Source organism: Achromobacter sp. KK8 (assembly GCF_054188005.1).
The window spans coordinates 5,347,540-5,362,097 of sequence record NZ_CM135178.1; the positions used below are offsets into that span (position 1 = coordinate 5,347,540).

Annotated in this window: 11 protein-coding genes; 5 read left to right on the top strand and 6 right to left on the bottom strand. The window is 70.0% G+C overall.

What is annotated here, in order from left to right; translation table 11 throughout:
* Positions 1 to 39 precede the first annotated feature (39 nt).
* The gene (locus ACVN9Z_RS24615; RefSeq protein ID WP_054436730.1) at positions 40 to 588 is read right to left on the bottom strand and encodes a P-loop NTPase family protein; all 549 of its coding nucleotides are present in this window, start codon (positions 586 to 588) and stop codon (positions 40 to 42) included.
* Between the two features lie 452 nt (positions 589 to 1,040).
* Here ACVN9Z_RS24615 and cfa point away from each other — a divergent pair, with 452 nt between their 5' ends.
* Positions 1,041 to 2,219 (top strand): cyclopropane fatty acyl phospholipid synthase, encoded by a 1,179-nt coding sequence (cfa, locus tag ACVN9Z_RS24620; RefSeq protein WP_053500533.1) that lies wholly within the window; start codon positions 1,041 to 1,043, stop codon positions 2,217 to 2,219.
* Between the two features lie 137 nt (positions 2,220 to 2,356).
* On the opposite strand, the gene ACVN9Z_RS24625 is transcribed toward cfa, so the two are convergent.
* Entirely contained in the window at positions 2,357 to 4,000 is a 1,644-nt protein-coding gene (locus ACVN9Z_RS24625; protein WP_458212766.1) for a GMC family oxidoreductase, read from the bottom strand.
* Positions 4,001 to 4,131: 131 nt separating this feature from the next.
* Between ACVN9Z_RS24625 and ACVN9Z_RS24630 the strand changes: the two genes are divergently transcribed.
* Positions 4,132 to 5,019 (top strand): LysR family transcriptional regulator, encoded by an 888-nt coding sequence (locus tag ACVN9Z_RS24630; protein ID WP_458212767.1) that lies wholly within the window; start codon positions 4,132 to 4,134, stop codon positions 5,017 to 5,019.
* Between the two features lie 113 nt (positions 5,020 to 5,132).
* Positions 5,133 to 6,056: a TonB family protein gene (locus tag ACVN9Z_RS24635; protein ID WP_172965840.1), complete on the top strand. Its 924-nt coding sequence runs from the start codon at positions 5,133 to 5,135 to the stop codon at positions 6,054 to 6,056.
* A gap of 22 nt (positions 6,057 to 6,078) precedes the next feature.
* Here ACVN9Z_RS24635 and ACVN9Z_RS24640 read toward each other — a convergent pair whose 3' ends face one another.
* Positions 6,079 to 7,056, bottom strand: coding sequence for a LysR family transcriptional regulator (locus tag ACVN9Z_RS24640; protein WP_054482090.1), 978 nt, complete (start codon positions 7,054 to 7,056; stop codon positions 6,079 to 6,081).
* Between the two features lie 130 nt (positions 7,057 to 7,186).
* Here ACVN9Z_RS24640 and ACVN9Z_RS24645 point away from each other — a divergent pair, with 130 nt between their 5' ends.
* Together ACVN9Z_RS24645 and ACVN9Z_RS24650 are read left to right on the top strand one after the other, a co-directional pair.
* Positions 7,187 to 8,512, top strand: a complete 1,326-nt coding sequence (locus ACVN9Z_RS24645; protein ID WP_024069373.1) for an MFS transporter — start codon at positions 7,187 to 7,189, stop codon at positions 8,510 to 8,512.
* 29 nt (positions 8,513 to 8,541) lie between these two features.
* The gene (locus tag ACVN9Z_RS24650; protein WP_458212768.1) at positions 8,542 to 9,852 is read left to right on the top strand and encodes an ArgE/DapE family deacylase; all 1,311 of its coding nucleotides are present in this window, start codon (positions 8,542 to 8,544) and stop codon (positions 9,850 to 9,852) included.
* A gap of 49 nt (positions 9,853 to 9,901) precedes the next feature.
* Here the strand turns inward: ACVN9Z_RS24650 and ACVN9Z_RS24655 are convergent, their stop codons facing one another.
* The 3 genes from ACVN9Z_RS24655 to trpB form a co-directional block, all read right to left on the bottom strand.
* The gene (locus tag ACVN9Z_RS24655; protein WP_458212769.1) at positions 9,902 to 12,337 is read right to left on the bottom strand and encodes a DNA internalization-related competence protein ComEC/Rec2; all 2,436 of its coding nucleotides are present in this window, start codon (positions 12,335 to 12,337) and stop codon (positions 9,902 to 9,904) included.
* 184 nt (positions 12,338 to 12,521) lie between these two features.
* Positions 12,522 to 13,292: a tryptophan synthase subunit alpha gene (gene trpA, locus ACVN9Z_RS24660; RefSeq protein ID WP_458212770.1), complete on the bottom strand. Its 771-nt coding sequence runs from the start codon at positions 13,290 to 13,292 to the stop codon at positions 12,522 to 12,524.
* A gap of 17 nt (positions 13,293 to 13,309) precedes the next feature.
* Positions 13,310 to 14,518 (bottom strand): tryptophan synthase subunit beta, encoded by a 1,209-nt coding sequence (gene trpB / locus ACVN9Z_RS24665; RefSeq protein ID WP_026384386.1) that lies wholly within the window; start codon positions 14,516 to 14,518, stop codon positions 13,310 to 13,312.
* Positions 14,519 to 14,558: the final 40 nt, after the last annotated feature.

The following is a 14,558-nucleotide window of genomic DNA, read 5'->3' on the forward strand; positions in this document are numbered from 1 at the left end:
ACGCGCGCCGCGACGGCGGCGCCGCGCATGGCCGGTATCTTATCGGAAGCGCAGCGCGGCCAGCACCTGGTCGGCCAGGTCGTCGACGCTGGCGCGCGTGTCCAGCGTCAATACCGGACAGTGCAGCTGGCGGATCCATTCGCGGTGCCGCTCGGGGGTGCGGGTGCCCTCGGCGCCGGTGTCGTAGCCGGCCGCCCATTCCAGGAAACGCCGGCTCTTGTCGCCGATCGCGGGGTCGTTTGCCAGCGCCGCGCCGTAGCGCTCGGCCTCGCGCCGTTGCAGCCGCGCCATGCGCTCGGCCGCCGGCAGGCGCAGGAACACCGCCAACGTGAACTCGGGAATCAGGCCCTCGCCCCAGTTGTAGACCGAACCGCCGCTGAGCACCCAATCGTCGTGCCCTTGCAGCCGTTCGCGGATGCGGCGCCAACGTTCCTCCTTCGGATACTTGTCCGTGAAGGGCGGATCGGTCGGCAGCCAATAATAGTCATCGGCTTCGAGATGGGGCACGCCCAGGCGCTGGCCGAGCGCGGCGCCCAGCGTGGTGGCGCCACAGCCGGAGGCGCCGAACAGATGTATGCGCGCAGCCATGGGACTCTCCTTGAAACGGACGCGACACGGCGGATCACGATCCGCCGACGACAGGCACGATGCAGCCATTGCGGATGCCGCCGCCACGCAGGCGGGCAACGCCACCGTGGCGAACACCGGTGCAGGCGACCAGTGTAGCGGCGATCGCCCGGCGCCCACGCCTGCATTGCATGGCGCGGGCCAACGACACCATTGCCTCCATGGTCTTGTCATTGGGCCGCCCCTGTTGGTGGCAGGATGCGCCTGGGCCTTGCGCAGCAGCATACGTTGGTTAAGATTGGCGGGTCCCGGTTCGGCGACCGCGGTGTCACGGCGCTGACATCCCGCTGAAATTACGATTGCCTATCGAGCCGATTCAATCATTAAATTGGATTCCATCCGCCGGTCCGGGCGAGAGTTATGCGCTTCGAGCATTGCCAGATCAGTCAGTCCAGAATTGATATGGAGCCACTATGCACCAAAGCAGTCCGACTACTCAGCTAACCCCCTCCCGCCCGGAGGCCGCACCGCCGCCCGAACCGCCCAAGGTCCTGCAGGACCTGCTGGGCCGGGCCGACGTGCAGATCAACGGCTCGCGCCCCTGGGACATCCAGGTTCATGACAAACACATGTACGAGCGCGTCTTCGCCAGCTGGTCGCTGGGGCTGGGCGAATCCTACATGGACGGCGAATGGGACTGCGAGCAGCTCGACGAACTGTTCACCCGCCTGCTGCGCGCCGACATGGGCTCGGCCGCGCTGGGCCTGGCGCGCGTCAAGCTGATCGCCGAACACCTGCGCCACAAGCTGTTCAACCTGCAATCCAAGAGCCGCGCCTTCGAGGTCGGCGAACAGCACTACGACGCCGGCAACGACGTGTTCGAAGCCATGCTCGACAGCCGCATGATCTATTCCTGCGCCTTCTGGGAACAGGCCGACACGCTGGAAGCCGCGCAGGAAGCTAAGCTCGACATGATCTGCCGCAAACTGCAGCTCAAGCCCGGCGAGACGCTGCTGGACATCGGCTGCGGCTGGGGCGGGCTGGCCAAATTCGCGGCCGAGCGCTATGGCGTCAAGGTCACCGGCGTCACCGTGTCCAAGGAACAGTTGGCGCTGGCGCAGGAGCGCGTGCGCGGCCTGCCGGTGGAACTGCTGCTGCAGGACTACCGCGACCTGCAGGGCAGCTTCGACAAGGTGGTGTCGGTCGGTATGTTCGAGCACGTCGGCCCCAAGAACTACGACACCTACTTCACCAATGTGCAACGGCTGATGGCGCCCGGCGGCATCTTCCTGCTGCACACCATCGGCATCGCCTCGACCAGCCAGAGCACCGATCCCTGGATCGACCGCTACGTCTTCCCCAACGGCAAGCTGCCCTCGGCGCGCGAGATCAGCACCGCGGTCGAAGGCCGCTTCATCATCGAGGACTGGCACAACTTCGGCGCCGACTACGATCGCACGCTGATGGCCTGGTGGGACAACTTCCAGCGCGCCTGGCCGCAATTGCAGGAACGCTACGGCACGCGCTTCTACCGCATGTGGCAGTACTACCTGATGTGTTGCGCGGGCTTCTTCCGCTCGCGCGAAGGGCAGCTGTGGCAGGTGATCCTGACGCATCCGCAGCGCCAGGAAATGTACCGCTCTCTGCGCTGAAGCGAACCCGGAGAGCGCCTTCCCCGGGGTCTGCCCCTCTGGAAGGCGCCGCCCGGGCGCCAGGCGTGAAATGTCGGGCCTGGCCGCCCCCTCCAACGCGCCACGCCCGGATCGCCACGGACGCGTCCCGCTCCGCGTCACTCGACCAGCTCGGCCGCCCGCGCCTCGGCGCCGACGCGCACCGCATCCTCCAGGATCATCTGCGCCGCCCGCTCCGCGATCATGATGGTGGGCGAATTGGTGTTGCCCGAGGTGATCGTCGGCATGATCGACGCGTCGGCTACGCGCAGGCCTTGCAGACCATGCACGCGCAGGCGCGCATCCACCACCGCGCCGTCGTCGGCGCGGCGGCCCATGGCGCAGGTGCCGACCGGATGGAAGATGGTGGTGCCGATCTTGCCCGCCGCCTCGCGCAGCTCGGCCTCGCTCTGGTAGGCCGGGCCCGGCAGCCATTCCTCGGGCTGGTAACGCTGCAAGGCCGGCGCCGCGCTGATGCGCCGCACCAGGCGGATGGCGTCGGCCGCCACCTTCAGGTCCTGTTCTTCCTTCAGGTAGTTCGGCGTGATCGCGGGCGGCAGCGAACCGTCCGCGCCCTGCGCGTGCACGCTGCCGCGCGACACAGGCCGCAGGTTGCAGACGCTGGCCGTGAACGCATCGAAACCATGCAGCGGCTCGCCGAACGCGCCCAGCGACAAGGGCTGCACATGGAATTCCAGGTTGGCGCGCGCCTGGCCCGGGTCGGACTTGGCGAACGCCCCCAGTTGCGACGGCGCCATGCTCATCGGCCCGCTGCGGTTCAGCAGGTATTCCAGCCCGATGCCGGCCTTGCCCCACCAGGTCGAGGCGACGCGGTTCAGCGTCTTGACGCCGCGCACCTTCAGGATCACGCGCAGCTGCAAATGGTCCTGCAGGTTCTCGCCCACGCCGGGCAAGGCGTGGCGCAGCGCAATGCCGCTTTCGCGCAGGCGCGCCGGCTCGCCGATCCCCGACAGTTCCAGCAGTTGCGGCGTATTGACGGCGCCCGCCGCCAGCACCACCTCGCGCGCCGCGCGCACGCTGGCGGACTGTCCGTCGCGGCGCACCTGCACGCCGACGCAGCGCGTGCCTTCGAACAGCAGGCGCTCGGCATGCGCGCCCGTCATCACCCGCAGATTGGGCCGCTCGCGCACCGGCCGCAGGAACGCCTTGGCGGTGTTCCAACGCCAGCCGCGGCGCTGGTTCACGTCGAAATAGCCGACGCCGAAGTTGTCGCCCCGGTTGAAGTCCGCCACGCGCGGAATGCCTTCCTGTTCCGCCGCGCTGGCGAAGGCATCGAGGATGTCCCAGCGCAGCCGCTGCGCCTCCACCCGCCATTCGCCGCCGGCGCCGTGGAATTCATCGGCCCCGCGATAATGGTCTTCGCTGCGCTTGAACACCGGCAGCACCTGGTCCCAGCGCCAGGACGGATCGCCGGCGATCTCGGCCCATTGGTCGTAGTCCTGGCGCTGCCCGCGCATGTAGATCATGCCGTTGATCGACGAGCAGCCGCCCAGCACCCGGCCGCGCGGATAGATCAGCGACCGCCCGCCCAGCCCCGGCTCGGCGCCGGTGCGGTACATCCAGTCGGTGCGGGGATTGCCGATGCAATACAGGTAGCCGACCGGAATGTGGATCCAGTGGTAGTTGTCGCGTCCGCCCGCCTCCAGCAGCAGCACGCGCACCGCCGGGTCGCGGCTCAGGCGGTTGGCCAGCACGCAGCCGGCCGACCCCGCGCCCACGATGATGTAGTCGTATGTCTCCATTGCGCTTCTTCTTTTGAGTCTCAAGGGGCTGTGCCACTGTCGCGCAGCCGGCCGCCCCTGTCCAATGAATTGTTGAAAAGCGCTTTATAAGGCTCTTTAATAATGGGTATCGCCCTGCCGGGACCGGAGCCATGGACCTCAAGCACATCCGCACCTTCGCCGCCGTGGCGCGCGTCGGCAACCTGACGCGCGCGGCCGAACACCTGCACCTGACGCAGCCGGCGCTCAGCCTGCAACTCAAGAGCTTCCAGGAAGCCCTGGACCTGCCGCTGTTCACCCGCACCGCCCAGGGCCTGGCGCCCAATGCCGATGGACGCGCCCTGCTGCCCTCGGCCCAGCGCGTGCTGGACGCGCTCGAGGACTTCGAGCGCGCCATCGGCGCGCTGCGCACCACGGTGCAGGGCGAGCTGCGCCTGGGCACCATCCTGGATCCGGAATTCCTGCGGCTGGGCGCCACGCTGCAATACCTGGTGCAGCACTATCCCAAGATCCGCCCCACCCTGCGCCACGGCATGTCCGGCTCGGTCGGCCGCCAGGTGCGCGCGGGCGAACTGGACGTCGGCTTCTTCCTCGGCCCGCGCGACGCGGCCCGTGGCCAGCCGGCGCTGCACGCCCTGCCGCTGGCAGGCTTTTCCTACTACGTGGTGGCGCCCAAGGGCTGGGGGCCGCAACTGGCCGGGCGCGACTGGCGCGACATCGCCGCGCTGCCCTGGATATGGACGCCGCCCGACTCGGTCCACCATCGCCTGCTCGCCGCGAAATTCGCCGAACTGGGCGTCACGCCCAACACCGTTGCCGAGGTCGACCAGGAGGCCTCGATGCTGGATCTGGTGCGTTCCGGCGTCGGGCTGACCCTGGCGCGCGACTCGATCGCGCTGCGCGAATCGCAGGCCCACGGCCTGGCGCTGGCGCCGGACCTGTCGATCCAGGCCGAACTGGCCTTCATCACGCTCGCGGCGCGGCGCGAGGAGCCGCTGGTGATGGCCGCGTTCGATGGGGTGCGGGCCGCGTTTGCGTAGGCCAGGCGGATGCGCGCCAGCCCGGCCCACGCCACGCGCGCCACTCGGGTATGCTCGCTTTCAAATTCTTGCCGGCCACGCCGGCGCCGCCCCCCCTGACCGGAGACCTGCGTATGCGTTGGCGCGTGCTTGCCTGTAGCCTGGCCCTCACCCTGGCCTGCGCCGCGCCGCCGGTGTTCGCAGCCGCCCCCGCCAATCAGGCCGAGTGGACTCAAGCCGTGCAGCGGCGCATGATCAGCAGCTTCAAGTTTCCGCCGGAAGCCCGGCGCCTGAGCGGCCCGATCAGCCTGTCGCTGAAGATCATCGTGCGGCGCGACGGCAGCATCGCCGATGTCAGCGTCGACCGCTCCTCCGGCGATGCGGCGGTCGACCGCGCCGCCACCCGGATGGTGCAGCGCGCCGGGCCGCTGCCCGCCTTTTCCGCCGACATGACGGGCGAAAAGACCGCGCTGAGCCTGCCGCTGCGCTTCCAGCAAGAGGAAGACGAGCCCGCGGGCGATCGCGCGGACGACCGCGGGCCGCCCGCCGACATTGCGCCGCGCCGCTACGCCGACGCCGCCAGCGGACTGACCGTCACCGTGCCGTCACCCTTGCGGGTCGGCCGCGCGCCGGCGCGCGGCCGCTTCGACGCCCTGATCGAGATCTCCAGCCCCGACGGCTTCCCGCCACGGGCGCAGGACGCCAAATACCTGTGCCGCGTCGGCTTCGTGGCCGCCCCGCCCTTGGCCCGGGGCGCCAAGGCGCCCGCCGCGCCGACCTGGCAGGCCCAGCTCAAGGCCGCCGAACGCCGCCAGCGCCAGCGACGCGCGAGCATCGAGCTGTACGACCACTACACGCTGGCCGGCAGCGCCGGCATCGACTACGTGGCGGCGCCCGGCGCCGGTCCCGGCCACGCCGACACGCTGGAGTACTACGCCGAGCTGCCGCTGCCGCAGGGCCGCGTCCGCATGGCCTGCGCCACCCAGCGCGACGCGATGCCGGCCGCCATGACGATGTTCAGGCAGGTGCGCGACGGCATCCGGATCGCGCCGCGCTGATACCCCCAGCCGGCCGCGCGCTTCAAAGCGGCGGCAGGTTGTCGGACGCCAGCCGCTCGGCCATGGTGAACCCATCGATATAGTCGCGAAAATGCGTCAGGAAGGCTTTTTCGGCCGGGCTGCGCGGCGCATCGCGATGCCACAGCAGGTGCAGGTCGACCGAACACACCCCTTCGCCAGGCGGCAGGCGCCACAGCCGGCCCTCGGCCAGGTCGCGCCGCACGCTGTGCTCGGGCAGGCAACCGATGCCGAAACCCGCGATGAGCAGGCGCTTGACCTCGTCATGCTGCGTCGACGTCGCCACCACCCGCCCTGAAAAACCGCGCTGGTCGCGAAAGATCGTCAGCGGCGACAGGCTGTCGCCCAGCGCATCGCTGGCGAAAGACACGAAGTTCTCGCCCATCAGGTCCTCGATGCGCAGGTCCTGCCGGCCGAACAGCGCGTGATTGCGGCCGCAGAACAAGGCATAGCGCTGGTGCAGGAACACCTTGTTCTCCAGGCGCTTGGGCATCTGCCGGCACAGCGCGATGCCCGCCGTGCCCACGCGCTGCTGCATCAGCGTGACGATCTCGCTGCTGGGCAGCACGTCCAACTGCACCTCGACGCGCGGATAGGCGGCGTGGAACGCGGCCCAGAAATTGTCATAGACCTGGGAATGGATGCGGCTGGCCACCAGCAGGTGGATGCGGCCGCTCGCCTCCACCTCGGTCTGCGACACGTCGGTCAGCAACTGCGCCACGTTGCCGTAGATGGCCTCGGCCGCGCGGCGCACCTCCTCGCCGGCGTTGGTGACCGTGAACGCCTGGTTGTGCCGCTCGACCAGGCGCCGGTCCAGCTGCTCCTCGAGCCGCTTGAGCGCCTGGCTGACGGCCGATTGCGTCAGGTGCAGCTTGGCGGCCGCGCCGCTGATGCTGCGCTCCTGCACGATGACCAGGAAGGTGCGCAGCAGGTTCCAGTCCAGGCGGTCGCCGCTGCGGGGATCGGGGTGGGTCTGCTTCATCGATGGCGGGCGCGGAATCAAAACATCAATTTTACTTAAGTGAAAAATTAAAAATCATAAATTGACGTTATATCGAGGCGGGAGCGATAAACACGCCTTCGAACAACGACAACACCCCAAGAGGAAACCCATGACCGCTCCCGCCCATGCTCCGGCGGCGCGCCAGCCCGTGCGCGCCGCGACCGCCGCCTTCGTCGGCACCACCATCGAGTGGTATGACTTCTACATCTACGCCACCGCCGCCGCCCTGGTGTTCGGCAAGGTCTTCTTCCCCACGGCCGACCCGTTCATCAGCACCATGGCCTCGTTCGGCACCTTTGCGGCCGGCTTCCTGGCGCGCCCGCTGGGCGGCGTCATCTTCGGCCACCTGGGCGACCGCGTCGGCCGCAAGAAGGCGCTGATGGCCACCCTGGTCATCATGGGCCTGGCCACGGTCGGCATCGGCCTGCTGCCCAGCTACGCCAGCGCCGGCTTGTGGGCCCCCGCTCTGTTGCTGCTGCTGCGCCTGGCTCAAGGCCTGGCGGTCGGCGGCGAATGGGGCGGCGCGGTGCTGATGGCGGGCGAACACGCCTCGCAGCGGCGCCGCACCTTCGCCGCCTCGTTCGCGCAGCTGGGCAGCCCGGCCGGCCTGATCCTGTCGCTGCTCGCGTTCCGCCTGCTGACCGCGCTGGACGAAGCCGATTTCGTCAGCTGGGGCTGGCGCGTGCCGTTCCTGATCAGCGCGGTATTGCTGCTGGTCGGCTACTTCATCCGCGTCGGCGTCAATGAATCGCCCGACTTCGCCCAGGTGCTCGAACGCCAGGAACGCGCCGAGGTCCCGGCCAAGGAAGTGCTGCGCACCGCCTGGCGCACCGTGCTGTTGTGCATGGGCGTGTGCACCGTGGCCATCGGCGGCATCTATTTCACCAACACCTTCATGCTGTCCTACACCACGCAGACGATGGGCCTGGACCGCAAGCTGATCCTGGACTGCCTGTTCGCGGTCGCCATCATCCAGTTCTTCGTGCAGCCGCTGGCGGCGTGGCTGGCCGACATCCTCGGTCCGACCCGCGTGCTCATCACGGCCGCGGTCTGTTCGGTGCTGGCGCCCTACCCGATGTTCATGCTCGTCACGCAGGGCACGTCCTACAGCATCGTCGGCGGCATCGCCATCGTGCTGGTCTTCATGGCCGCGATCTACTCGGCGATGGCCGGCTACATCAGCGCGGCGTTTCCGGCGCACGTGCGCTATTCCGGCATCTCTCTTTCGTACCAGCTCTGCGGCGCGGTCGCCGGCGGCATGACGCCGCTGATCGGCACCTGGCTGACCTACCACTATCCCGGCCAATGGCTGCCGCTGGCGATCTTCTACTCGACCCTGTCGGCGATCACGCTGGTGTCGATCTGGGCCCTGGCCGGCCACAAGCGCCGGCTGGCGCTGGACACGCCCCGCGCCGCGCACGCGCCGGCCGCCTGAACCTGAATCCGCCTCCCCAAGGAAACACGATGACGCAACAAACCTCCACCCCGCCGGCGCTTTCCGAAGAACAGACCCGCCGCATCCTGCAGGCCGTCGATGCCCGGTTCGACGCCCAGCTCGCCTTCACCCAGGATCTGGTGCGCTTTCCGTCGCTGCGCGAACAGGAACACACGGCGCAGGACTTCCTGTTCGAAGCGATGCGCGCGCGCGGCTTCGCCATGGACCGCTGGAAGATCGACGTGCGCGACATCGAGTCGCATCCCGGCTTCGGCCCGGTGACCGTGTCGTACGAAAACGCCTTCAACGTCGTCGGCACCTATCGTCCCGAGCAGCAGACCGGCCGCTCGCTCATCCTGAACGGACACATCGACGTGGTGCCGACCGGACCGGTCGACATGTGGACCCGCTCGCCCTGGGACCCGGCCATCATCGACGGCTGGATGTACGGTCGCGGCGCGGCCGACATGAAGGCCGGGCTGGTTGCCAACCTGTACGCCTACGATGCCGTGCGCGCGGCGGGCTACGCGCCCGGCGCCCCCATCTATTTCCAGTCGGTGGTCGAAGAGGAATGCACCGGCAACGGCGCCCTGGCGGCGCTGCTGCGCGGCTACCGCGCCGATGCCGTGATCATCCCGGAACCCGAGGAGAACATGCTGGTGCGCGCCAACGTGGGCGTGCTGTGGTTCAAGGTCCGGGTGCAGGGCCATCCCACCCACACCCGCGAAATGGCCAACGGCTTCAACGCCATCGATGCCGCCTACGCCGCCATCGAAGCCCTGCGCGGCATCGAGGCCAAGTGGAACGCCGAACATCACTGCCACCGCCATTTCGAGCACCTGGATCATCCGATCAATTTCAACATCGGCAAGATCGAAGGCGGCGACTGGCCGTCGACCGTGCCGCCCTGGTGTGAATTCGACGTGCGCGCCGCGATCTATCCCGGCACCACCGCCGACGAGGCCCGCGCCCAGATCGACGCCTGCCTGCGCGATGCCGTCGCCGATCCGCGCCTGGGCGGCACGCCGCCTCAGGTCACCTACACCGGCTTCTACGCCGAAGGCTATGTGCTGGAGGAAGGCAGCGCCGCCGAGAACACCCTGCGCGCGTGCCACCAGCAGGCCTTCAACAGCGAGTTGCAGAGTTTCACCACGCCCGGCTATCTCGACGCCCGGGTGTTCGTGATCTATGGCGACATGCCCACGCTGGTCTACGGCCCGAAATCGCTCGATATCCATGGCTTCGACGAACGCGTGCACCTGGAGTCGCTGCGGCTGATCACCAAGACCATCGCGCTGTTCATCGCGCAGTGGTGCGGCGTCAGCGAGACGGGCGCCTGAGCGCCAGGGCGCCCCGCGCGCCGGCGCGCCCGAGGCGGACGGCGCCGGCTCAGCGCCCGTGCCAATAGCGCCGGTGGCGCGCCCGCTGGGCCCATACGTCGAGGCCGGCGGCGCGCGACTCGGCCATCACCGCGCCGTCGCGATCGCTGCGCCAGAACGCCGCGCCGGCGCGGAGCCAGCGCCGCTCCACCGCCGGCGCCGGATGCCCGAAGCGATTCAGGTAGCCGCTCTGCGCAATCGCATGGCCGGCCCGCGCCGCCGCCACCAGCTCGCGCCCGGATGACCACGCCGAGCCATGGTGCGGCGCCAGCACGATATTGGTGGGCGGCAGCCCAAGGGCGGCCAGCTCGCGCTCCTGGGCGACGCCGATATCGCCCGTCAACAGCAGGGAATGATGGGCGCCCCCGACTCGCAGCACGCAGCTGTTGGCGTTGCGGTCGCCACCGGCGACCGGCGCGCCCGCCGCGGGATGCAGAAACGTGAAGGTCACGCCATCGGCCTGCCAACTGTCGCCGCGCTCGCAACGCAACATCCGCGCCGGCGTCCTGCCGTCCGCCCCGGCGCCGTCCTGCCCGGGCCACAGGCGTGCGTCGCGCCGCAGCCATGCCGCCACATCGAACGACGCATAGCTACGCGCCACCGGCACCGCCGCCAGCACCGAACGCGTCCCGCCCACGTGGTCCAGGTCGGCGTGCGACAGCACCAGCACGTCCAGCCGGCCGATGCCGCGCGCCTGCAATTGCGGCGCGATCACCCGCTCGCCGGCGTCGCCTCCGCCGAAATGGCGCGGGCCGGCATCGAACAGCAGGACCTGCGTCGCGGTCTCGACCAGGATCGCGCTGCCCTGTCCGATATCCAATGCGCTCATGCGCCACTCGCCTGGCGCGGGCCGCTCCGGCCGCCAGCACAACAGCGGCAGCATGCACAGCCATCCCAGGCGCCGGGCCGGCCAGCCCGGCGCCTGCAATGCCCACGCCATGCCCGCCAGCGCCCACGCCAGCCATGGCCAGGGCGCCGCCGCCACGGTGAAGCTGGCCCACTCGGCGTTGCCCACCCACGCCACCACCGTCATTGCCAGCTCGAATACCCGCGCCCCCGCCTGCCCGGCGACGGCGGCGGCCCCCGCCATCGCCGGGGTCACCGACAGCAGCGCGCACAACAGGGCCAATGGCGTCACCAGGAAAGTCACCGCCGGAATCGCCACCGCATTGGCCAGCGGCGATCCCAGCGATACCTGGTGTACCAGGAAGGCGAGCAGCGGCGTCAATCCCAGCGTCACGGTCAGTTGCAGCCGCGTGGCCTGCGCCAGGGCCGCGCCGCAGCGTTGCCGCCAGCCGGCGTCGGCGTCGCGCGGCGCCTGCGCAACGCGCAACAGAATCGCCACCGCGCCGAACGACAGCCAGAATCCCGCCGCCATCGGCGCCCAGGGATCCAGCAGCGTCACCGCCGCGGCGGCGAACGCCAGCACCCGCCCCGCCGATACCCGCAAGCGCGACCACGCGGCCGCCAGCACCACCGACAGCATGAAGAAGGTGCGGCGCGACGGCACGCCCCACCCCGCCAACAGGCAATACAGCAGGCCCACCGCCGCCGCCGCGACGCCGCCGGCGATGCGCGCCGGAACCCGTTCGGCCAGGCCGCACCCGCGCCACCGCGCGCGCCGCCAGGCCGCCGCCACCAGCCACGCCGCCAGCCCGGCGATCGATGTCACATGCATGCCGCTGATCGACACCAGGTGAGTGATGCCGCTGCGATTGAAAATGCGCCAGTCCTCGCGCGACACCCCCGCCTGGTCGCCGATTGCCAGCGCGATCAGCACCGGCGCGTAGCGGTGCCCGCCCAACGCGCGCCGCATGCCTTCGCGAACCTGATGACGGGCCCGTTCGATGGCGACGCCGGCCGAGGCCCAGGGCTGGTCATCGAGCAGGCGCGGCTGGCCGCGCACCGTGCCGGTGGCCCGCAAGCCGCGCGCGAAGAGCCGCGCCTCGCCATCGGCCGCCTCGGGATTGAGCGGCGCATGCGGCCGGCGCAGCACCAGCGCCATGCGCCACACCTGTCCCGGCACCACCTGCGCCAGCGCCGGCGGCGCGGTCCGCGCCCCTTCCTGCCGGCCCGCCTGCGGCGCCAGCCACGAGACCAGGATGCGCCGGGGAACGCCGGGCAGGCCCGGCCCCGCCTGCTCGGCCGTGAAGCGCACCCCGCGCGCGTCGGCGTCGGGCAGTTCGGCCACGCGCAGCACCAGTCGCGCCACCGCGTCCTGGTGTTCGTCGGCAAGCGCGTCATCCAGGCGCCATTGCGCCCGCACCATGGCATTGAGCGCCCCGGCCAGCAGCCCCGCCGCCAAAACCGCCAGCACGCCCGCGGCGCCCTTGCGCCAACGGCGGGCCACCCACGCCAACAGCAGGCAGGTCGCGCCCGCAACCAGGCGCAACGCCGTGCCCGGCAACACCGCCAGGCTTTGCACCGCCCCGGCGCCCGCCACCATGGCCAGGCAGAATATGCGCCCTTTGATATCCGTCTCCCAAGAAACGGATCAGCGTAGGACGCGCCGCCCCGCCGGGGATGGGCCAGTGAACGGATTTGCCCACCTCGGCGGACCGCGGGGCGCGGCGCTCGCAATGAGGAACGCCAGGGCGCCGCGCGCAAGCCAGCCGCGGGATCGCCGCGGTTTAGCGCCCCGCCTTGGCGGCGGCGGCCAGCGACCGGACTTCGGCCAGCGCCGCGGGCACGCCGGAGGACGCCAGCACTTCGACCAGCCGCGTGCCGACGGCGACGAGATCGGCATGGCGCCCCACCGCCCGCACCTGGTCGGCCGTCCGCACGCCGAAGCCGGCGGCGATGGGCAGCCGCGTTCGCGCCCGGAGCCGCGCCAGCGAAGCGGCGATGACTTCGTCGGCGGGCAGCGCGGCCCCCGTGGTTCCCGCCAGCATGACGTGGTACACGAAGCCGCCGGCGCCGGCCAGCACCCGCTCCAGGCGGTCGTCCGGCGTCGTTGGCGCGGTCATCCTGATGATGGCGATGCCGTGCCGCCGCGCCAGCCGTTCGATGCCGGCGGCATGCTCGGGCGACAAATCCACCACGATCAGGCCATCGACGCCGGCCCAGGCTGCGTCGGCCATGAAGCTGGCCGCTTCATAGCGCATCAATGGGTTCAGGTAGCCCATCAGCACGACTGGCGTGTGGGCGTCTTCCTCGCGGAAGGCGGCGACCAGGTCGAGGGTGCGCCGCAGCGTCTGCCCCGCCTTCAGCGCGCGCGCGTTGGCCCGTTGCAGCACCGGGCCGTCGGCGATCGGGTCGCTGAACGGCATGCCCAACTCGATCACGTCTGCGCCCGCCGCAGGCAGCGCTCGCAGCAAGGCCAGGCAGTCGTCGTAGCAGGGATCGCCGGCCGTGAAGTAGGCCGCCAGGCCCGGCCGGCCGGCGGCGCGCAGGTCCGCCAAGGTTCGTTCAAGCCGGTTCATCGCGCTTCCCCCGTGAATTGCAGCACCGAATCCATATCCTTGTCGCCGCGCCCGCTCAGGCACACCACCAGCGTCTGGTCGCGCGCCATGCGCGGCGCGAGCTTGCGGGCGTAGGCCAGGGCGTGCGCGCTTTCCAGCGCGGGGATGATGCCCTGCCGCCGCGTCAGCCAGACGAATGCGTCGACCGCCTCGGCATCGGTGATCGACTCGTAGATGACGCGCCCGGTATCGTGCAGCAACGCGTGTTCGGGGCCAACGCCCGGATAATCCAGGCCCGCCGAAATCGAGTGGGCATTCCGGATCTGGCCATCCGCATCCTGCAGGAAATAGCTGCGGCAGCCATGCAGGACGCCGGGCGCCCCCTCGCCGATGCTGGCCGCGTGCTCGGCGGTCTCGGTGCCGCGTCCGCCCGCCTCGACCCCGAACAGCCGCACGCCGGCATCGTTCAGGAACGGATGGAAAAAGCCGATGGCGTTGGAGCCCCCGCCGACGCAGGCCACCATCGCGTCCGGCAGCCGCCCCGTCTTCTCGATGATCTGCGCCCGCGTTTCCTCGCCGATCACCTTCTGCAATTCGCGCACAAGCCAGGGATAGGGATGGGGGCCGGCGCCGGTCCCCAGCAGGTAGTAGGTGTCGTCCGGATGGGCGATCCAGTCGCGGATGGCGGCATTCATCGCGTCCTTCAAGGTGGCGCTGCCGTCCCGCACCGGACGCACCTGGGCGCCCAGCATCTTCATGCGCGCCACGTTGGACGATTGGCGCGCCACGTCGACGGCGCCCATGTAGACCACGCATTCCAGGCCGTACAACGCGCACACCGTGGCCGTGGCGACCCCGTGCTGCCCCGCGCCGGTCTCGGCGATGATGCGGCGCTTGCCCATGCGCCGCGCCAGCAGCGCCTGACCCAGGCAATTGTTGATCTTGTGGGCGCCCGTGTGGTTCAGGTCTTCGCGTTTGAGGAACAGGCGGGCGCCGCCCAGCTCGTCGCTGATCGCCGCGGCATACAGCAGCGGGCTCGGGCGGCCCACGTAGTCCGCCAGCATGGCGCGGTACTCGGCCCAGAACCCGGGTTCCGCCCGGACGGCGCGATAGGTGCGTTCAAGCGAGTCCAGCGCCGGCGCCAGCGTCTCGGGCATGTAGCGGCCGCCGTAGCCGCCGAACTGCCCCGACGCGTCGGGAAATTCTGGATGTAAGGTAAAAGACATGGCTTCAGCCCTTCGGGAACATGGGCACCATGGTATCCAG

Coding starts and splice junctions, on each gene's coding strand:
- cfa (WP_053500533.1), top strand. CDS start 1,041: ATGCACCAAAGCAGTCCGACTACTCAGCTAACCCCCTCCCGCCCGGAG.
- ACVN9Z_RS24625 (WP_458212766.1), bottom strand. CDS start 4,000: ATGGAGACATACGACTACATCATCGTGGGCGCGGGGTCGGCCGGCTGC.
- trpB (WP_026384386.1), bottom strand. CDS start 14,518: ATGTCTTTTACCTTACATCCAGAATTTCCCGACGCGTCGGGGCAGTTC.
- ACVN9Z_RS24615 (WP_054436730.1), bottom strand. CDS start 588: ATGGCTGCGCGCATACATCTGTTCGGCGCCTCCGGCTGTGGCGCCACC.
- ACVN9Z_RS24630 (WP_458212767.1), top strand. CDS start 4,132: ATGGACCTCAAGCACATCCGCACCTTCGCCGCCGTGGCGCGCGTCGGC.
- ACVN9Z_RS24635 (WP_172965840.1), top strand. CDS start 5,133: ATGCGTTGGCGCGTGCTTGCCTGTAGCCTGGCCCTCACCCTGGCCTGC.
- ACVN9Z_RS24650 (WP_458212768.1), top strand. CDS start 8,542: ATGACGCAACAAACCTCCACCCCGCCGGCGCTTTCCGAAGAACAGACC.
- ACVN9Z_RS24655 (WP_458212769.1), bottom strand. CDS start 12,337: ATGGTGGCGGGCGCCGGGGCGGTGCAAAGCCTGGCGGTGTTGCCGGGC.
- ACVN9Z_RS24645 (WP_024069373.1), top strand. CDS start 7,187: ATGACCGCTCCCGCCCATGCTCCGGCGGCGCGCCAGCCCGTGCGCGCC.
- ACVN9Z_RS24640 (WP_054482090.1), bottom strand. CDS start 7,056: ATGAAGCAGACCCACCCCGATCCCCGCAGCGGCGACCGCCTGGACTGG.